The sequence below is a fragment of the Mesorhizobium sp. M1B.F.Ca.ET.045.04.1.1 genome (assembly GCF_003952465.1).
Classification (GTDB): Bacteria; Pseudomonadota; Alphaproteobacteria; order Rhizobiales; family Rhizobiaceae; genus Mesorhizobium; species Mesorhizobium shonense.
In genome coordinates this window covers 6,537,235-6,555,654 of record NZ_CP034448.1, presented here as the reverse complement: position 1 = coordinate 6,555,654, position 18,420 = coordinate 6,537,235, and the positions used below count along the sequence as shown (strand labels likewise).

Below are 18,420 nucleotides of genomic sequence, written 5' to 3'. Positions count from 1 at the left end.
AGCTTCTCAAATGGTCTTCACATACTCCGCAAGCTGGTCGGCCACCGTGCCCCAGCCGTCGAAGAAACCCATCTCCTCATGGTTGTCGCGCGTCGCCTCGTCGCGATGAATGGCGGTGGCCGTGTAGCGCGTGCCCTTGCCTTCGGGCGTCAGCGCAACGACCGCGGTGATGAAGGGCTTGCCGGACGGCCGGTAGCCCGGCAGCAGCGCGTCGGTCCACACCAGCCGTTCGTTCGGCACGATCTCGAGATAGCAGCAATGGCGGTCGCTGACCTCCTTGCCGTCGGGCGACTGCATGCGCGTGCGGAACAGGCCGCCGGGCCTGAGGTCGATCTCGCAATCGGTGATGATCCAGGGCTTCGGCGTGAACCACTGCTTGACGTCCTCAGGCGTGGTCCAGGCGCGCCACAGCAATTCGCGCGGCGCATCCAGGAAGCGCTCCAGCGTCAGATCCAGCTTCGGGTTGGGCTTGAACGGATAGCTCACTTTTCTGTCTCCTTGAGGTTCATCACATAGGCGTCGAACTGGTCGAGGCGGCGCTCCCACAGCGCGCGCTGTTCGGCGAGCCAGTTTTCCGCGAGCTTCAGCGGTTCGGGCGAAAGCCTGTAGGTCCTCACCCGGCCGGCCTTTTCCGATTGCACCAGTCCGCAGCCTTCCAGCACTTTCAGGTGCTCGACGAAGGAGGGCAGGGCCATCTCGAACGGCTCTGCCAGTTCGCTGACCGAGGCGGGGCTTCTGTTCAGCCGCTCCACCACCCGTCGCCGCGTCGGATCGGCGAGCGCGCGAAAGATGCCGTCGATCGGCGGCGTGCTCTGACTGGCGGGCTGCGGGCTGATCATCGACTGTCCATTTCTTGTTGCTGCTGCGGCAAATACTTAGGAAAAAACATTAGTGTTGGCAAGACCAAAATCTCCGCATTCCGCTGGCAATGGGTAAGTGGTGGTTCTACGGTGCCGCGGAATTCAACGTCCGCACGAGGAGCATCTGTTGACGATCACCATGTACGGCATCACCACCTGCGACACGATCAAGAAGGCGCGCGTCTGGCTGGACAGCAATGACGTTCCCTATCGCTTCCACGACTATCGCGCCGAAGGCATCGAGGCGGAGAGGCTGAACGGCTGGGTCGGCAAGGTCGGCTGGCAAAAGCTGCTCAACAAGGGGAGCACCACTTATCGCGAGTTGCCGGAGAAGGACAAGGAAGCGCTCGACGAGAAGAAGGCTAGGAAGCTGATGCTTGCGAAGCCGACCATGATCAAGCGCCCCGTGCTGGAAGTGGGTGACAGGGTTCTCGTTGGGTTCAAGCCGGAAGTTTATGAGGAGGCGGTGAAGTAGAGGCGGGACGGCGAAGCTGCCAATCTCCCCCTTGCGGGGGAGATGGCCGGCAGGCCAGAGGGGGGTGAAGGAACGCGACCTTGGTCGAACGTGTTCCAGCGCGACCTGTCTCGGTATGCGGCAGCGAATGGTTGAGAGGCCGGAGGGACAGCACCCCCCTCTGCCCTGCCGGGCATCTCCCCCGCAAGGGGGAGATTGGACGTCGCATCGGCCTTCGCCAATCGCCAACGCTGTGAGACTCCTCACGCCCCTCGCAAATACCCCGCCAGCGCCACCGCATTGTTGTGCGCTTCGTCATGCGCGCCATAGAGCAGCGTCACCTTGCCCTCGCGAAGCACATTGCGCAGTTGCGCCACCGCCTCCTCGTTCCGGTCGAGCTCGACACGGTACCGCTTCTGGAACTCCGCCCAGCGTTCGGGATCGTGTCCGAACCATTTGCGCAGCGCGTCGCTCGGCGCGATCTCTTTTAGCCAAAGGGTGAGCGCGGCGTCCTTCTTGGCGACGCCGCGCGGCCAGATGCGGTCGACCAGCACGCGCTGGCCGTCTGTCTTCTCAGGCGCCTCGTAGACGCGCTTCACCGCTATGTCGAAGGCCATTACGCCTCCTTTGCCAAGCAATTCCAGGAAAAGTGCGCAGCGGTTTTCCGTCCGGAATTGCGCAAAACAATGAGCCCTCTCAGGCCCATTCGCCCTTGCGCATGACCGGCACGCGGCTGCCGTCCTTGCCGACGCCGTCGATGTCGATCTTGTCCGAGCCGATCATCCAGTCGATGTGGATAAAGCTCTTGTTGCCGCCGCGTTGCGCGATCTCGTCCTGGCTGAGCGAAGCGCCGTTGACGAAGCACTTCGAATAGCATTGTCCGAGCGCGATGTGGCAGGCCGCGTTCTCGTCGAACAGCGTGTTGAAGAACAAGAGCCCGCTCTTGGCGATCGGCGAGGAATGCGGCACCAGCGCCACTTCGCCGAGCCGGCGCGCGCCCTCGTCGGTGTCGAGCACCTTCTTCAACACGTCCTCACCCTTCGAAGCCTTGGCCTCGACGATCCGTCCGCCCTCGAAGCGGACGGAAATCTCATCGATCAGCGTGCCCTGGTAGGAGAGCGGCTTGGTCGAGGAGACGTGGCCCTCGACGCGCCATGCATGTGGCGTGGTGAAGACTTCCTCGGTCGGGATGTTCGGGTTGCAGGTGATGCCGTTCTTGGCCGTCGAGGCGCCGCCCATCCATTCATGGCCTTCCGCCAGTCCGACGGTCAGGTCGGTGCCGGGGCCGGTGAAATGCAGGGCATGGAAATTATGCTCGTTCAGCCATTTCGTGCGCTCGGCCAGCGCCGCGTTGTGCGCCTTCCAGTTGCCGATCGGATCCTCGACATCCACCCGCGAGGCCGAGAAGATGGCGTCCGCGAGCTTCACCACCGCGACGTCGTCGGGCTCGCCAGGAAATACCTGCTTCGCCCAGGCAAGATCGGGATAGGCGACGATGTTCCAGTTGATGTCGAAGCCGGTGATCTTTTCCAAAGCCGGCTGGTAGGCCATCGAATTCGCCTTGTTGGCGCGCGCCACCTTGGCCGGGTCCTGCTCAGACAGCAGCGATGGGTCCTCGCCGCGCACCGCGAGCCGCGCTGCATTGTTGGCGAAGGCCTTTGCCATACCTTCATAGAGCCAGCCGGCGGCGCGGTCGAAGCCGGCGTCGGCGCCGTAACGGAAGCGCGCCAGTGTGATCTCGTCGTCGTTGAAGATCGGCGTCACCAGCCCGGCGCCGGCCTTGTAGGCATGCTCGACGATGCGCCGGGTCAGCGGCAGCGCCGCGATCGACGAGGTCAGCACCAGGTCCTGTCCCGGCTGCAACTGCAGCCCGACCTTGACGGCCACCTCGGCCAGCCTGTCGAGCTTCACCGGGTCGATTGTTGCCGAGACGCCGCGCGAATGTGTGGTCATGATCCTGCCTGCCATTATGTTGGGGTCTGGTTCTTACATAGACCGGTGAGCCTGACCTTTCCACCGCGATCGACTGGGCCTGTTCTCTAAGCATGATCCCGAACCGGAGGACCGCGTCAGCGAAAAGTGCGCAGCGGTTTTTGCTGCGCTGACCTTCGGTTCGGAAAGATCATGCTCAAACGAGCTTAGGCGGCGCTGTCCAATGCGCGGAACTGCGCCATGGTGGCCGCGATCTCCTCGCGGATCCAGACCTTGAAGTCGCGCACCTTGCGGCTCTCGCTCTTTGTTTCCGATGTCACAAGCCAGTAGCCGAGCCCGCTCTCAGCCCGCACGCCGAAAGGCGCGACCAGCCGACCGTCGGCCAATGCATCTGCGGTGAGCAATTGCCAGGCAAGCATCACGCCATGGCCGGCGATTGCGGACTCCAGGCAAAGCATCGGATCGGTAAAGCGCGCGCCCTTGAGGAAGGTGACAGGCTTCACCCCCGCCGCCTCGAACCAGCTGTCCCAGCTGATCATCGACCGTTCGTCGGTGATGGCGCAGGTCTGCGCCAGATCCTCGATCAACCTGAGCTTGGCCGCGATCGACGGTGCGCAGACTGGAAACATTTCCTGCGCCAGCAGCAGCTCCGCGCGCACGTCCGGCCATTTGCCATCGCCCATCCGGATGCCGACGTCGATGTCGGAATGATCGAGATCGGCGATCCGGCCCGATGCGTCGATGCGCAGCAGCACATTGGGGTGACGGGCAAAATGCCGCGACAGCCTTGGCAGCAGCCATTTCGAGGCGAAGGCCGGCGCCACCGACACCACCAGCGTGCACTCGCTTGCCTCGCCGGCCAGCGCCACCGCTTGCGCGAGCTCACGGAAGCCTGCGCTGAGCCGCGCCGTGAAGACATTGCCGAATTCGGTCGGGACCAGTCCGCCGGGCGTTCGCTCGAACAGCGCCTGTCCCAGTTGCTTTTCCGTGCGTTTGACCTGCTGGCTGACCGCGCTGACCGAGACATTGAGCTCGGCGGCCGCGGCGGCGAGCGAGCCCAGCCGGGCGACGGTTTCGACGGCACGCAGGCCGTTCAAATGGACGCGGTTCAGCAAAGCCATTCAGTTTTTCTAAACCGGTGGGGCCGAAATCTCAATTGAAACTTGGCAAGAAAAGGCTGATTTTAGCGAGGCTGGTCAGAGCTTGGAGGCAAATCCAATGAAGATTTTATCTTTGCTGACGGCGCTTTCCAACACCGAGCCCAAACAGGGCCGGTATGGCGAGGACGAGATCGCCCGCTGGGTCGTCGACCCGCTGTCGCACCCGGTGCTCGACACCATGTCGGAGCGCGAGCTCGGCGACATGCCATTCCGGCTGACGGCCCGCCGCACGGCATACGAGACGGCCTGCCGCTGAAGGCGGCCTGACCGAACTGGCCCAACGCAAGCACGGTTGTTTCGCCTGCGCACACACTTATGTTGCGCTGCAATGAAAGCCGCCTCGCCATCCCCTTTGCGTCTTGCCGTCGCCGGCATGGTGGCGCTCGCCGTCGCCATGGGCATCGGCCGCTTCGTCTACACGCCGATCCTGCCCGGCATGATGGAGGAGCTGCACCTGACGCCGGCCGATGCCGGCTGGATCGCCTCCGCCAACTATCTCGGCTACCTCATCGGCGCGCTTGCCGCTGCCGGCGGCTGGGCGCACGGCCGCGAGCGTTTGCTGATGTTCGCCAGCCTTGCCGCCAGCGCCGTGCTTGCAGCCCTGATGGGTCTGAACGAGACGATGGCGGCATTCATCGTCATCCGCTTCCTTGCCGGGCTCGCCAGCGCCTTCGTCATGGTGTTCATGTCATCGATCGTCTTCAGCCATCTTGCCGCGTCCGGCCGTAGCCACCTGCAGGCGTTGCATTTCGGCGGCGTCGGCCTCGGCATCGCGGCTTCCTCGGCGCTGTTGGCCATTCTCGTTACCGGACATGCCGGCTGGGCCGCCGGATGGCTTTGGTCGGGAGCGCTTTCGGCGGCTGGCCTGCTCGCCGTCGCGCTGCTCGCAGGTTCGGCCACGCCGGCCAACGGCGTCGATGGACCTGAGCCGGCATTGCCGAAGGACAGGTCGCTGACGAAGATGATCCTTGCCTACGGGCTGTTCGGCTTCGGCTATGTGGTGACGGCCACTTTCCTGGTCGCCATCGTTCGACAGGGCGGCGGCGGACGCGTCTTCGAGGCCACTGTCTGGATGGTCGCCGGCCTTGCCGGTTTTCCCTCGACTTGGTTCTGGCAGAAGCTCGCCGCCAGGACCGGGCTCTACGCGGCTTACTGCGTGAGCTGCCTGGTCGAGGTGGTCGGCGTCACCGCCAGCGTCGTCGTCAAGGGTTTCACCGGACCGCTGCTCGCCGGCGTCCTGCTCGGCGGCACCTTCATAGCCATCACGGCACTTGGCCTGCAGGCGGCGAGGCAGCTTGCGCCGCAGGCGCCGCGCCGCATCTTCGCGGTGATGACCGCGGCCTTCGGCCTCGGCCAGATCATCGGTCCGATCGCCGCCGGCCTGCTCGCGCAGGCCTCGGGTAATTACGTGCTTGCCTCGGCAATGGCGGCTGCCGCTTTGCTGGTGTCCGGCGTCATTGCCTGGTCGGCTGCACCAAAATCGCCATGATTTGTGGTCTTGCTCGGTGCCGGGCATCGGGCAGGGCATTTTCTTTCCCACTAATGTGTGACCTTATGCCCGCCAAACAGCAACGCCGCTGATTTGCGGTCAGACCGAGGAAACCCGTCACAGTGTTCGTATCCTTCTTCCCGCAGCCGAAGCTTTTCTTCACCTCGGCCGCCGTCTGGAGCCTCGCGGGGATCCTGTTCTGGTTCTTCGGCGGCGAGCAGCTGGGTGCCGTCCTCGGCCTGCCGCCGGCGGCGGCCGGTGCTCCACCGATCATCGGCATCGCGGTGCTTTGGTCGAAGCCGTTCCTGTGGTTCTACATCTACTTTGCCGCCTGCGTGGCGATCTTCTACGCGTTCTGGAGCTGGTATGCCCCGCATCCGTGGCAGAACTGGTCGATCCTGATGACGGCCGTCATCCTGTTCTTCATCTATTTCAACGTGCAGGTCAGCGTCGCCGTCAATGCCTGGTACGGCCCGTTCTTCGACTATGTTCAGGGTTTGATGTCGGGTACGGGACAGTCGACCGATAGCGAGTTTTATATCGGATTGGCCGACTTCTCATGGCTGGCGCTGGTCGGCATGAATGTGCAGGTGGTCAATGCCTTCATCGTCAGCCACTGGATTTTCCGCTGGCGCACGGCGATGAACAACTATTTCATCGAGAATTGGAGCCGCCTGCGCCATATCGAGGGCGCCTCGCAGCGCATCCAGGAAGATACGATGCGCTTCTCGCAGATCATGGAGGATCTGGGGTCCAGCTTTGTCCAGTCGATCATGACCCTGATCGCCTTCCTGCCGGTGATGATTCAGCTGCAGGCGCACATCAGCGAACTGCCCATCGTCGGCGCCATACCGCAGCCACTCGTCGTCGCAGCGCTTGCCTGGTGTCTCTTCGGAACGGTTTCGGTGATGCTTGCGGGTCTAAAACTGCCGGGCCTGCAGTTTCGCAACCAACGTGTCGAGGCTGCCTATCGTAAGGAACTCGTCTACGGCGAAGACCATCCCGACCGGGCGCAGCCGGCGACCACTGCCGAGCTGTTCGCCAATGTCCGCCACAACTATTTCAGGCTCTATTTCCACTACATCTATTTCAACGTCGTCCGTTACACCTACCTGCAAGCCGACAACATCTTCTCGCTGCTGATCCTCGGGCCTTCGCTGGTGGCGCACAAGATAACCTTCGGCGCGCTGAACCAGATCTCGAACGCCTTCGGCAAGGTGACCGGGTCGCTGCAGTTCCTGCTCACCTCATGGTCGACCATCGTCGAGCTGCAGTCCGTGCATAAGCGCCTGCGCGCCTTCGAGGCGACGCTGCAGGGCGAGCCGCTGCCGGATATCGACCAGCGCTATCTGGCAAGGCAGGGTGCCGAGGATCCGGCTTGAATAGAGTTGGGCGGTGGGCGGCTCAGCCGCCTGCGACCGCCTCGCCGGAGCGCTGGCGCGCGACATAATCGCGGAAGCTGATGCACTCGACCTGCCGCATGACGCAGACTTCATCGGCGAAGCGCTCGAGCGCGTCCCAATAGGCGCCGTTGTTCATCTGCGTGAAGTGGAAGCCGAGTTCCAGCGGCAGGCGCTTGCCGTCGTATTGGGCATCGAAGGCGGCGCGGAACGCGTGGTAGGCGCGGTCGGCAAACTCGTCCGCCTTGGCCGGCATCTCGAAGCCGCCGGAATGGCGGACATAGAGGTTGTAGTCCATGGCGACCACCGGCTTCGACCTCGACCCTTCCGGGATCAGCGGCAGCGCAAAGCGGGTGGTGCCGTTCTTCGTCGGCGGCAGGGCAGGGCCGTTCGAGACCCCGCTTGCGTCATAGTGGAAGCCGGCCTCGGGCAGCGCTTCGTAAAGCGCCCTGTCGGTCGACAGGTACGGCGCGCGAAAACCGGTCACGGCATGGCGCGCGAACTCGCGCCATCCGGGCGGCTCGGGTGAAATGCCGTTGATCGCATAGGCATTTTCGAGGATGTGCCGGAACCCGCCGAACTCGGCCAGCCAGTCGGCCTTGCTCCAGTCCTTGCCGTCGAAATGGCCGCAGGCATGGCTGCCGATGTCGTGGCCTTCGCTTGCCGCGAGCCCGATCTGCTCCAGCCGGTCCGCCACCTCCTGCTTCGAGGCGGCGAAGCCGATATTGGATTTGCCGGCGCCCTTGCCGGGCGCGACGTATTGTCCGCGCGTCTCCGGCGAGAGCAGGAAGACGCAGGACAGAAAATAGGTGAAGCGCGCGCCGGTGCGCTTCGCCAGCGCACGGCTGCGTTCCCATTGCGAGATTTCGCGCGCGCTGTCGAAGGAGATCAGCACGATCTGCTTTGGCTTCGCCGATATGGGCTGCCGCGATTTGGGCGGATCGGCGAAAGCCGCACCAATGGTGGCAAACGCGGCGAGACTGAACGCAAGGACGCGGAACGGATGTGGCACTGGCAACCTTTGGGCGATCTTTCGGACTATTCCAAAGCCGGCTATCGGCCAAATGTGGCACCGGTGCGTTCCGGCTCGCCTGGAAAACCGCCTTGGCTCGTCCCGCCGATTTTCCACGCATCCCCCTTCCATGCCGACAAAATTTCGCTAAAACGCGGGCTCAAGAAGCGCCTCATCCGGGGCCGCAATGGTTTTTTGATTGATGTCGGACGACAGTTTTATCCGCGAAGTGAACGAAGAGATTCGTCGCGAGCAGGCGCAGGCGCTGTGGGACCGTTTTGGCCCGGCGCTGCTTGGCCTCGCCATCCTGGTGGTGGTGGGCACGGCCGCCGTCGTTGGCTACCGCTATTGGGACGAGACCCGCGCCAATCGCTCGGGCGATGCGTTCTCGCAGGCGCTCAAGCTTGCCAATGACGGCAAGAACGACGAGGCGATCGCCGCTCTGGACCAACTGGAAAAGGATGGCTACGGCGCCTATCCGCTGCTCGCCCGCATGCGCGCCGCGACCGTCAAGGCCGACAAGGGCGACGTCGACGCCGCCGTCAAGGATTTCGACGAGGTTGCAGCCGACACTGCCATTCCGACCGGCATCCGCGACATGGCCCGCCTGAGGGCGGCGCTGTTGCTGGTCGATCACGGCTCCTTCGCCGATGTCTCCAGCCGTGTCGAGGCGTTGACCGCCGACACCAACCCGCTGCGCAGCTCGGCGCGCGAGGCGCTTGGCCTTGCCGCCTGGAAGGAAGGCAAGTCTGCGGACGCGCTCAAACTGTTCGACCAGATCTCTTCGGATGACGGCGCTCCGCGCAATGTGCGCCAGCGGGCGCAGTTGATGGCCGAACTGATCCGCGGGTCGGGCAACGCTTCGTGACCCCGGATGTCGTTCAAAGTCGCCATCATCGGCCGGCCTAATGTCGGCAAATCGACTCTTTTCAATCGGCTGGTGGGAAAGAAGCTGGCGCTTGTCGACGACACGCCGGGGGTGACGCGCGACCGTCGCGTCCACGCGGCCAAGCTTTACGATCTCCACTTCGACGTCATCGACACCGCCGGCTTCGAGGATGCGGCGGCTTCCACGCTGCCCGGCCGCATGCGCCTGCAGACCGAGATCGCGATCCGCGACGCCGACCTGATCTTTTTCACCATTGACGCCAAGTCGGGCCTGATGCCCGACGACCGGACTTTTGCCGAGGTGGTGCGCAAGTCCGGCAAGCCGGTCGTGGTGGTCGCCAACAAGGCGGAAGCCCGCGGCGCTCAGGGCGGCATGCTGGAAGCGTGGGAGCTTGGCCTTGGTGAGCCGATCCCCGTCTCGGCCGAACATGGCCAGGGCATGCCCGATCTGCGCGACGCGGTGATCGCGGCCATTGGCGAGGAGCGCGCCTTCGGCGAGGACGAGGAAGCGGCAAGCGACGAGATCGCCGTCAGCGAGGTGCTGATCGGCGAGGACATCGCCGATCCAGATGCCGAGCCTGTCTATGACGACACCAAGCCGCTGCGCATCGCCGTCGTCGGCCGCCCCAATGCCGGCAAGTCGACGCTGATCAACGCGCTGATCGGCGAGGAGCGGCTGCTGACCGGCCCGGAAGCCGGCATCACCCGCGATTCCATCTCGGTCGACTGGGACTGGCGAGGCCGCCGGATAAAACTCTTCGACACGGCCGGCATGCGGCGCAAGTCGAAGGTCCAGGAGAAGCTCGAGAAGCTTTCCGTGCAGGACGGGTTGCGCGCCATCCGCTTCGCCGAGATCGTCATCATCGTGCTCGACGCCACCATCCCCTTCGAGAAGCAGGATCTGCAGATCGCCGACCTGATCATCCGCGAGGGACGTGCGCCGGTGATCGCCTTCAACAAATGGGACCTGATCGACAACCCGCAGGAGCTTTTGGCCGAGCTGCGCGAGAAGACCGAACGCCTGCTGCCGCAGGTGCGCGGCATCCAGGCGGTGACGGTCTCGGCCGAGACCGGGCGCGGCCTCGACCGGCTGATGGATGCCGTCATCAAGACACACAAGGTCTGGAACAGCCGCGTCTCGACCGGCAAGCTCAACCGCTGGCTGGAAGGCATCCTTGCGCATCATCCGCCGCCCGCCGTCGCCGGCCGCCGGCTGAAGATCAAATATGTCACGCAGGCAAAGACCCGCCCGCCGGGCTTCGTGGTGTCGTGCTCGCGCCCGGATGCGATGCCGCAATCCTATGTCCGCTACCTGTCGAACAGCCTGCGCGAGGCCTTCGACATGCCCGGCGTGCCGATCCGCATGGCGCTGCGCACCTCGGACAATCCTTTCGCCGGCAGGGCGAAGAAGCGCTGAAGGTTATCGTCCATCGCGGGGTAGCTAGGATTTTCGCAACGCTGGCGGGACAGCACCCCCCTCTGTCCTGCCGGACATCTCCCCCGCAAGGGGGAGATCAGCAGCTTTGTTCTTGGCGCCCCCTTTTCAACGTTGGTGATTGGCGAAAGCAGTGGCGAAATCCAATCTCCCCCCTTGCGGGGGAGATGTCCGGCAGGACAGAGGGGGTGTGACGGAACGCGACGCTGGATGCTCCGATTCGCGGCGCTGCTTGTCCGAAAAAGCTAAGCGACCTTCCGCAGCCCCTCACCGGTTCGCGCCCCTTCCGGCAGCGCCTCGAGCGCCGACTGCAGCAGAATGTCGGCCAGGCGCGCCGCCACCGGATCGAGCTCGGCGTCCTTCTGATGCAGATGCAGCGCCATCTTCGGCAGCGCCGGCAACCCGAGCACGCCGGGCGCGAGCGCCCTGACATTGGCCGGCAGGTCGATATCGGTGCGGATCGTCAGGCCGAGCCCCGCCGCCACCGCCGCCCAGATGCCGCCAAGGCTGGGGCTGGAGAAGGCCATGCGCCAGGCGAGGCCGGCACGGTCGAGCGTCTCGGTCGCCACGGTTCTGAGCAGGCAGGGCGCCTCGAACACCACCAGCGGCAGCGCTTCGCGGTCTCGGGGGGCCGGCGCAACCGGTTTGGCCGGACCGATCCAGCGCGCCTGCACGTCGGCGACGTGCCGGCTATAGGGCAGCGTCGTGCCGTCGTGCCAGGCGAGCGCGATGTCGAGGCTGCCTGAAAGCACGCGCTCGGCAAGCTCGTGGCTGCGTCCGATCCGCGCTTCGATCCGCACCTTGGGATGGGCGCGGGCGAAGCGACCGAGCACTTCCGGCAGCACGGCTTCGCCGAAATCCTCCTGCAGGCCAAGCCGCACCCAGCCCTCCAGCTCGACGTCACGGATGGCGGAGGCCGCCTCGTCGTTGAGCTCGATCAGGCGCCGCGCATAGCCGAGCATGGTCTCGCCGGCTTCGGTGAGCGCCAGGCCGCGCCCCGCCTTGCGGAAGATCGGCGTTGCCGCCTGTTCCTCCAGCTTCTTCAGCTGCGCGCTGACGGCTGAGGTCGAGCGGCCAAGCCGCTCGGCCGCCTTGGCGAAGCTGCCCAGCTCCATGCCGGTGACGAAGGTCCTGAGGACGTCGAGGTCGAATGTGATGCGTCGCATGGAACCGTCCTTATTTTCAGGATTGCCGATCAAAAACTTCCTGATTTTATGGATGAAGCTATGGCGCTACATCCACCCCGTCAAGGCCGGTCGACCGGCATCACGGGAATGGAATCATGTCAGCCATCGTCACCCGCAACGACTGCCAACCGCCTGCGCGAGACACCGGAGTTTCGACCGGCCGAACCTTCGGGCCCAATCATCGCTGGAAAGTGCTGGGCATCGGTGTCGCCGCCAACGCCGGCTTCTCCGCGACCTTTTCCGGCATACCGGCAACCGCGGTGGCGATGCGCCAGGGCTACCATCTCGGCAATGCCGAGCTCGGCCTGGCGCTCGGGCTTCTCGGCCTCGGCGTGGCGCTCAGCGAACTGCCCTGGGGCGTGCTCACCGACCGCTGGGGGGACCGCCGCGTGCTATTGACCGGGCTCGGCGCCACGGCGGCATGGCTTTTCATCATGGCGATGCTCGTCGTGCCGGCGAAAACGGCCGTTCCGGGCGTTGCGCTGCTTTCGGCAAGCCTGCTCGTTGCCGGCCTGCTCGGCGGCAGCGTCAACGGCTCAAGCGGCCGCGCCATCATGGGATGGTTCGGCGAGGGCGAGCGCGGCTTTGCCATGAGCATCAGGCAGACGGCGGTGCCGCTCGGCGGCGGGCTCGGCGCGCTGGTCCTGCCGTCGCTGGCGCTTACCCTGGGCTTTGCCGCGGTGTTCGGCCTCCTGGCGGCTCTATCCGCGCTGTCAGCCTTCTTTGCCTGGCGCTGGCTGCACGAGCCGCCGGCGCAAGGCGGCGCTCACGCCAGCGCCGCAGCGAGCGGCCCGGCGCCGCTGCGCAACATCGACGTCTGGCGCATCTCGACAGCCATCGGCCTGCTCTGCTTCCCGCAGGTGGCGGTGCTCACCTTTGCGTCGGTCTTCCTGCACGACTTCGCCGGCATGGGCACGTGGGCGACCAGCGCCAGCCTCGCTATCGTGCAGACCGGCGCCATGGCGATGCGCGTCTGGAGCGGCCGCTTCACCGACCGCCACGGCAACCGCCGGCCGTTCCTGAGGCTCTGCGCAGCGCTCAGCGCGCTGGCCTTCCTGGTCCTCTGGCTGTTGGCGATCGCGGCGGCCGGACAGCCGGCGCTGATGGTGTTCCTGCCCGTCATGGTGGTCGTAGCCGGCATCTCCGTCTCGGCCTGGCATGGCGTTGCCTATACCGAGCTTGCCACGCTCGCCGGCGCCGGCCATGTCGGCACCGCGCTCAGCCTCGCCAACACCCTTGTCTTCGTCGGCTTCTGCCTGGTGCCGATCGCCATTCCCTGGCTCTTGATTGTCTTCGCATGGCCGGGCGTGTGGCTGGCGGCCGCGATCTGCGCGGCGATCGCCTGGCCGATCTTCCTGCGCCCTGCCTGAATCACACAGCTCGATTCTTGGCCAGCTTGCCTTCAACATGAAAAAAACACGATCGATGCCGTTAACCCCGCATCAAGGTTAATGCTTCATTTTGGCTCTCCGGGGTCAGTAGCGTTTCTGGAGAGTTCCGTGCATCGACGCGTTTTAAAGCGGCTCGTCGCCGCCGCCGTTGCGAATAAACCTTCCTTCCTTCCTCCCTTGGTTCTGGGGCTCGGCTTCTGGGTCGGCTTTCCGTCCGTCGTCGCCTATCAGGACATGGCGAGCCTCGTTTCCGGGCTGGAGTCGCCCAGCCATCGCTGGAACGCCTATGTCGAAAAATCCGTCGCAGGTTCGGTGCATGCCGCCGAGATGCCGTTCGTCGATTCGGCCGCCACGGGCTCGATCTCCGGTTCCGGCGTGGCATTGCCCGGCGTCGGCACGGTGGCGTTTCGCGGCAAGGGCAACGTCGCCGGCGCCACGCCCGACGAGGACCGCGTCGTACGCGCCGATAAGAAGGGCCGCCTTGTCCAGGTGTCGCCGGTGGCGCCGCCGAAGAATTTCAGCGCCGGTTCGATCTTCGAGCGCAGCTCCTCGCTGCTCCGTCCCGCGATGGACAGCAACCTGAAGCTCACCTTCGCCAAGCCTGAGATCAAGGGCAAGGAAGTCCAGATCGCCCAGGCCTTCCATATCCGCGAGGACAAGAAGCCGGATCCCGGCCTGCCGGCGGCTCTCGTCGCTCTCGTCAACAACGACAAGCCGGATATCCTTGCCACCGCCTATGCCCAGTCGGCGCCGGACTATGCCAAGGCCTCGCCCTTCGAGGCGCTGCTGCAGGACGATCCGAACAACGGACGCTTCATCCCGCCGATGGGCAAGGGCGACCACGCATGGATGCAGAACCCGCTGCCGGCGGCCGTCTTCTCCAAGCCGGAACAGGAATGCCTCGCCAAGGGCATCTATTTCGAGGCGCGCAGCGAGCCGGTGCGCGGCCAGGCAGCGGTGGCGCAGGTGATCCTCAACCGCGTTCGCAACCCGGCCTATCCGAAGACGATCTGCGGCGTCGTCTACCAGAACGACGACTGGTTCAACCGCTGCCAGTTCTCCTTCGCCTGCGACGGCAGGAAGAAGCGCATCACCGACACGGCCTCCTATAAGACCGCCCAGGAAGTCGCCATGGCGGTGACTGCCGGCAAGATCTTCATTCCCGAGGTCGGCTCCTCGACGCATTACTACGCCAACTACGTCCATCCCGGCTGGGCGCGCGCCATGCAGCGCATGACCAGGATCGGCCTGCATATCTTCTACCGCACCTATGGCGGCGGCTGGAGCTGAGCCGTTTGGGCGGCTCGGCTGAGCCGCTTAATCGGTGCCTCCGTCAACACCGTTTATCGCTCGCCGCGCGCACCAATCGGCGCGGCTTGCCGCGCGGATTCGCGCCGAGTCCCCGCGCGGGCATAACGGGCACGATGTCGCACCTCAATAAGCCATTGATTTAAAAAGCAAAAATACAGCACTTCGAAGTTCGGCCCGTGGCTTGACGGGGGCGGACCCTCTAACTATGTTGCCGGCGACTTTAGAAGCGGACGGACGATGACAGTCTGCCCGGGCAGGGGGGTTGCGATGGCCAACAAAAACGGGCCAGACGGAACCGGAGAAACCGGCCGCGGCAAACAGCATGAAGCCGCCATCCGCGACGACGAACTTGAGCGCCGCCGGCGCGAGCTTGAAGCATCGCTTGCATCAAGACGCACGGACCGGCTCGAGGGGAAAGACGAAGCGAAAGCTGCGACCGGTTACGGTCAGGCACTGAAGCTGTCCAGCGAGTTCATCGCCGGAGTGGTGGTCGGTGTCGGCTTGGGCTGGATCATCGACCGCCTGGCGGGAACAGCGCCATGGGGTCTGATCGTCGGCCTGCTGCTGGGCTTTGGCGCCGGTATACTCAATGTCCTGCGTTCGGCGGGACTGGCGCCGCAATTCGGTCAGGGCGGCGAGCCGCCCGAGCCGAAGAAATGAGATGAGGCGCCGCAAGGCGCGAAAGCGAACTTAAGAAGCCGGTTGTGGCTTTGACGGGGATTAAAAGTGGCTGCTGCTGACAAGGTCGATCCGATCCACCAGTTCCAGATCCATCCGATCATCCCGATTCACATCGGCGGCTACGACATCTCTTTCACCAATTCCTCTCTGTTCATGGTCGCGACGATCGTCGTTGCTTCCGCCTTCCTCTACATGAGCACCGCCAGCCGCAGCCTCATTCCGGGCCGCCTGCAGTCGATCTCTGAAATGGCATATGAGTTCGTCGGCAACATGCTGCGCGACGCGGCGGGCAAGCAGGGGATGCAGTTCTTCCCGCTGGTGTTCTCGCTGTTCATGTTCGTGCTGGTCGCCAACCTCATCGGCCTGTTCCCCTATTTCTTCACCGTCACCAGCCACATTATCGTCACCTTCACGCTGGCGATCCTGGTCATCGGCACCGTCCTCGTCTACGGTTTCGCCAAGCACGGCCTCGGCTTCCTCAAGCTGTTCGTGCCGCACGGCGTTCCCGGCTATCTTCTGCCGCTGGTGGTGGCTATCGAGATCATTTCGTTCGTTTCGCGTCCCGTCAGCCTCTCGGTTCGTCTTTTCGCCAACATGCTGGCCGGCCACATCACGCTGAAGGTGTTTTCCGGCTTCGTCGTCAGCCTCAGCGCGCTGGGCGCCGTCGGCGTCGCCGGCTCGGTTCTGCCTTTAGCCATGGCCGTCGCGCTGACGGCGCTGGAACTGCTGGTCGCCTTCCTGCAGGCCTACGTCTTCGCGGTGCTGACCTGCATGTATCTGAACGACGCTCTGCACCCGAGTCACTGATCGATTTTCACCGGCGCCCCGGCGCCAGCATACCCAACATACCAACCGCAACGATTACGAAAAACCACAGGAGTTTTGAAATGGACGCAACTGCAGCAGCTGCTATCGGTGCTGGTATCGCCTGCATCGGCATGGGCGGCGCCGGCATCGGCCTCGGCAACATCTTCGGCAGCTACCTCTCGGGCGCGCTCCGCAACCCGTCGGCCGCTGACGGCCAGTTCGGCCGCCTGATCTTCGGCTTCGCCGTGACTGAAGCTCTGGGCATCTTCTCGCTCCTCATCGCGCTGCTGCTGGTCTTCAAGTAAGAAGCACACGCTGACGAAAGGGGCCGCATGGTGCGGCCCCGCCGTATGGACAGGGGAATGAGATGTTCGTGACATCTGCCTTTGCGCAAGAGTCCGCGCCGGCTGCGGCCGAAGGCGATACGCATGCCGGCACCGCCGTGCCTGCCGAGGCGCATGAAACGTTCCCGCCGTTCAATGCCGAGACCTTCCCGTCGCAGATCCTGTGGCTGGTCATCACCTTCGGGCTCTTCTATCTGTTCCTGAAGCGGGTTGTGATGCCGCGCGTCGGCGGTATCATCGATGTCCGCAACGACCGCATCACCCAGGATCTCGACCATGCCGCCAGGCTGAAGGGTGAGGCCGATGCGGCCGTTGCCGCCTATGAGCAGGAGCTGGCGGAAGCCAAGGCCAACGCCAACAAGATCGGCCAGCAGGCGAACGACGCCGCCAAGAGCGAAGCCGAAAGCACGCGCAAGAAGCTCGAGGCCGAACTCGAGAAGAAGCTCGGCGAGGCCGAGGCGAGCATCGCCTCGATCAAGGCCAAGGCCATGAAGGAAGTCGGCACGATCGCCGAGGACACCACGTCGGCCATCGTCGAGGCGCTGGTCGGCGGCAAGACCGACAAGGCCGAGATCTCGGCCGCGGTCAAATCCGCGACCCGGTGAGGAGCGCATCATGGACGCCACATCACTCGCTACGCTCTGGGCAACGATTGCCCTTATCATCTTCCTCGGCGCCGTCATCTATCTGAAGGTGCCGGGCATGCTCGCCAAGTCGCTCGACACCCGTGCGGCCAAGATCAGCAGCGAGCTCGATGAAGCGCGCCGCCTGCGCGAGGAGGCCCAGCAGCTGCTCGGCCAATACCAGCAGAAGCGCAAGGAAGCCGAGAAGGAGGCCGCCGACATCGTCGCCGCCGCCAAGCGCGAGGCCGAACTCCTTGCCTCCGAGGCGCACAAGAAGACCGAGGACTATGTTGCCCGGCGCACCGCGTTGGCCGAACAGAAGATCAGCCAGGCCGAGCGCGAAGCGATCGGCGAGGTGCGCGCCAGCGCCGTCGACATCGCCGTCGAAGCCGCCCGCGCGCTGCTTGCCGCCAAGGTCGACGCCAAGGCCGGTGCAGACCTTTTCAAGTCGGCGCTGCAGGACGTGAAGGCCAAGCTGAACTGACGAGTTTCGCTTTACGGAATCGAAAAAGCCGCCTGGGCAACCCGGCGGCTTTTTGTTGTTGCGCGGATAATCTCCCCCCTCGAGGGGGAGATGTCGCCGAAGGCGACAGAGGGGGTCGTTGCGCGTAGAGCTCGACGCTTTGTACGATTAAAGAGGGCGTTGGCGCTTCACGCGCGGCGACCCTCCCTGCCTGCCGGCCATCTCCCCCTCGAGGGGGGAGATTATTCCAGCCCGGCGAAGCTCTCTTCCTCTTCCAGCACCTCGACGCCACCCAGCCTGAACGGCGCGAACGAGGCGCGGTGCAATCGTGCCACCGGGCCATGCGCCTCGATTGCCGTGCGGTGCCGGACCGTCGCATAGCCCATATGCACCTCGAAGCCATAATGTTCGTGATGGCCGCCGCAGCCGCACATCATGCGGTCGCGCATCACCTTGGCGACGATCGAGGCGGCGGCGATCGACTGCGAGCGCTGGTCGCCCTTGATCAGCGCGCGGCCCTCGCAGGGCAGACCGGGCGGCACGTCGCGGCCGTCGGCCAAAGCCAGCTTCGGCTGCAGCGACAAGCCGGCGGCGGCGCGACGCATCGCTTCCAGGCTGGCTTTCAAGATGTTGCTGTTGTCGATGCCTTCGGCGCTGATCGAGGCCATCGAAACGCTGAGCGCCGAGCCCAGGATTTTCAGGAACAGGGCCTCGCGCTGCAAATGGGTGAGGCGCTTGGAGTCGTCGAGGCCTTCCGGAATGTTGGCGGGATCAAGCACTACCGCGGCTGCCACAACCGGACCGGCGAGCGGCCCGCGGCCCGCCTCGTCCATGCCGGCGACCGGCCACAGCCCGTCAGCCATCGCCTTCGTCTCAACGGAGAAGTCGGGCTTCTCGACCATTTCGAACAGAAGCGGAGAATCGGAACGCGCGCGAGCCATGGTGCGGCGAGGTTCGCATCGGCTCCGATTCTCCGCAAGTCC

The 18,420-nt window shown here is 64.6% G+C and carries 21 protein-coding genes; 13 read left to right on the top strand and 8 right to left on the bottom strand.

All coding sequences use genetic code 11. From position 1 onward, the window contains the following. Positions 1 to 6 precede the first annotated feature (6 nt). Both EJ071_RS32680 and EJ071_RS32675 read right to left on the bottom strand, forming a co-directional pair. On the bottom strand, positions 7 to 486 hold the full coding sequence (locus EJ071_RS32680) for an SRPBCC family protein (protein WP_126101544.1): 480 nt from the start codon (positions 484 to 486) through the stop codon (positions 7 to 9). After that, the gene (locus EJ071_RS32675) at positions 483 to 839 is read right to left on the bottom strand and encodes a metalloregulator ArsR/SmtB family transcription factor (RefSeq protein ID WP_126101543.1); all 357 of its coding nucleotides are present in this window, start codon (positions 837 to 839) and stop codon (positions 483 to 485) included. Before EJ071_RS32675 ends, EJ071_RS32680 begins: the two co-directional genes overlap by 4 nt. 148 nt (positions 840 to 987) lie before the next feature. Here EJ071_RS32675 and EJ071_RS32670 point away from each other — a divergent pair, with 148 nt between their 5' ends. Beyond that, on the top strand, positions 988 to 1,335 hold the full coding sequence (locus EJ071_RS32670) for an ArsC family reductase (protein WP_126101542.1): 348 nt from the start codon (positions 988 to 990) through the stop codon (positions 1,333 to 1,335). Between the two features lie 242 nt (positions 1,336 to 1,577). Here EJ071_RS32670 and EJ071_RS32665 read toward each other — a convergent pair whose 3' ends face one another. From EJ071_RS32665 to EJ071_RS32655, 3 genes are all read right to left on the bottom strand, one after another. Further along, positions 1,578 to 1,931: a DUF488 domain-containing protein gene (locus tag EJ071_RS32665; RefSeq protein ID WP_126101541.1), complete on the bottom strand. Its 354-nt coding sequence runs from the start codon at positions 1,929 to 1,931 to the stop codon at positions 1,578 to 1,580. A 79-nt stretch (positions 1,932 to 2,010) separates the two neighbouring features. Beyond that, positions 2,011 to 3,267 carry an aminopeptidase gene (locus EJ071_RS32660; protein ID WP_126101540.1) on the bottom strand — a complete coding sequence of 419 codons (1,257 nt, stop codon included), beginning with the start codon at positions 3,265 to 3,267 and terminating at the stop codon, positions 2,011 to 2,013. Between the two features lie 185 nt (positions 3,268 to 3,452). Continuing rightward, positions 3,453 to 4,367, bottom strand: coding sequence for a LysR substrate-binding domain-containing protein (locus tag EJ071_RS32655; protein WP_126101539.1), 915 nt, complete (start codon positions 4,365 to 4,367; stop codon positions 3,453 to 3,455). A gap of 97 nt (positions 4,368 to 4,464) precedes the next feature. Here EJ071_RS32655 and EJ071_RS32650 point away from each other — a divergent pair, with 97 nt between their 5' ends. The 3 genes from EJ071_RS32650 to sbmA all read left to right on the top strand — a co-directional run bounded on the left by EJ071_RS32650 (position 4,465) and on the right by sbmA (position 7,277). After that, positions 4,465 to 4,662, top strand: coding sequence for a hypothetical protein (locus EJ071_RS32650; RefSeq protein WP_126101538.1), 198 nt, complete (start codon positions 4,465 to 4,467; stop codon positions 4,660 to 4,662). Between the two features lie 72 nt (positions 4,663 to 4,734). Further along, positions 4,735 to 5,895 carry a YbfB/YjiJ family MFS transporter gene (locus EJ071_RS32645; RefSeq protein ID WP_126101537.1) on the top strand — a complete coding sequence of 387 codons (1,161 nt, stop codon included), beginning with the start codon at positions 4,735 to 4,737 and terminating at the stop codon, positions 5,893 to 5,895. A gap of 122 nt (positions 5,896 to 6,017) precedes the next feature. Then, positions 6,018 to 7,277, top strand: coding sequence for a peptide antibiotic transporter SbmA (gene sbmA, locus EJ071_RS32640; protein WP_126101536.1), 1,260 nt, complete (start codon positions 6,018 to 6,020; stop codon positions 7,275 to 7,277). 22 nt (positions 7,278 to 7,299) lie between these two features. Here sbmA and EJ071_RS32635 read toward each other — a convergent pair whose 3' ends face one another. Next, the gene (locus tag EJ071_RS32635; RefSeq protein WP_126101535.1) at positions 7,300 to 8,307 is read right to left on the bottom strand and encodes a polysaccharide deacetylase; all 1,008 of its coding nucleotides are present in this window, start codon (positions 8,305 to 8,307) and stop codon (positions 7,300 to 7,302) included. A gap of 202 nt (positions 8,308 to 8,509) precedes the next feature. Here EJ071_RS32635 and EJ071_RS32630 point away from each other — a divergent pair, with 202 nt between their 5' ends. Together EJ071_RS32630 and der are read left to right on the top strand one after the other, a co-directional pair. Continuing rightward, positions 8,510 to 9,175, top strand: coding sequence for a tetratricopeptide repeat protein (locus EJ071_RS32630; RefSeq protein WP_126101534.1), 666 nt, complete (start codon positions 8,510 to 8,512; stop codon positions 9,173 to 9,175). Between the two features lie 6 nt (positions 9,176 to 9,181). Then, positions 9,182 to 10,612, top strand: a complete 1,431-nt coding sequence (gene der / locus EJ071_RS32625) for a ribosome biogenesis GTPase Der (RefSeq protein WP_126101533.1) — start codon at positions 9,182 to 9,184, stop codon at positions 10,610 to 10,612. 263 nt (positions 10,613 to 10,875) lie between these two features. On the opposite strand, the gene EJ071_RS32620 is transcribed toward der, so the two are convergent. Beyond that, positions 10,876 to 11,796 carry a LysR substrate-binding domain-containing protein gene (locus tag EJ071_RS32620; protein WP_126101532.1) on the bottom strand — a complete coding sequence of 307 codons (921 nt, stop codon included), beginning with the start codon at positions 11,794 to 11,796 and terminating at the stop codon, positions 10,876 to 10,878. Positions 11,797 to 11,912: 116 nt separating this feature from the next. Here EJ071_RS32620 and EJ071_RS32615 point away from each other — a divergent pair, with 116 nt between their 5' ends. The 7 genes from EJ071_RS32615 to EJ071_RS32585 all read left to right on the top strand — a co-directional run bounded on the left by EJ071_RS32615 (position 11,913) and on the right by EJ071_RS32585 (position 17,458). Further along, complete coding sequence (locus EJ071_RS32615; protein ID WP_126101531.1) at positions 11,913 to 13,187, top strand: MFS transporter; 1,275 nt, start codon at positions 11,913 to 11,915, stop codon at positions 13,185 to 13,187. A 129-nt stretch (positions 13,188 to 13,316) separates the two neighbouring features. Continuing rightward, a complete protein-coding gene (locus EJ071_RS32610) occupies positions 13,317 to 14,498 on the top strand; it encodes a cell wall hydrolase (RefSeq protein WP_126101530.1) in 1,182 nt (393 codons plus the stop codon). A 288-nt stretch (positions 14,499 to 14,786) separates the two neighbouring features. After that, complete coding sequence (locus tag EJ071_RS32605) at positions 14,787 to 15,179, top strand: AtpZ/AtpI family protein (protein WP_126101529.1); 393 nt, start codon at positions 14,787 to 14,789, stop codon at positions 15,177 to 15,179. Positions 15,180 to 15,245: 66 nt separating this feature from the next. Beyond that, positions 15,246 to 16,007 (top strand): F0F1 ATP synthase subunit A, encoded by a 762-nt coding sequence (locus tag EJ071_RS32600; protein ID WP_126101528.1) that lies wholly within the window; start codon positions 15,246 to 15,248, stop codon positions 16,005 to 16,007. 80 nt (positions 16,008 to 16,087) lie between these two features. Beyond that, positions 16,088 to 16,312, top strand: a complete 225-nt coding sequence (locus tag EJ071_RS32595) for a F0F1 ATP synthase subunit C (RefSeq protein WP_027164582.1) — start codon at positions 16,088 to 16,090, stop codon at positions 16,310 to 16,312. 62 nt (positions 16,313 to 16,374) lie between these two features. Further along, complete coding sequence (locus EJ071_RS32590) at positions 16,375 to 16,956, top strand: F0F1 ATP synthase subunit B (protein WP_126101527.1); 582 nt, start codon at positions 16,375 to 16,377, stop codon at positions 16,954 to 16,956. 10 nt (positions 16,957 to 16,966) lie between these two features. After that, positions 16,967 to 17,458: a F0F1 ATP synthase subunit B gene (locus EJ071_RS32585; RefSeq protein WP_059186664.1), complete on the top strand. Its 492-nt coding sequence runs from the start codon at positions 16,967 to 16,969 to the stop codon at positions 17,456 to 17,458. A gap of 221 nt (positions 17,459 to 17,679) precedes the next feature. On the opposite strand, the gene EJ071_RS32580 is transcribed toward EJ071_RS32585, so the two are convergent. Beyond that, positions 17,680 to 18,378 (bottom strand): ribonuclease HII, encoded by a 699-nt coding sequence (locus EJ071_RS32580; protein ID WP_126101526.1) that lies wholly within the window; start codon positions 18,376 to 18,378, stop codon positions 17,680 to 17,682. Positions 18,379 to 18,420 lie beyond the last annotated feature (42 nt).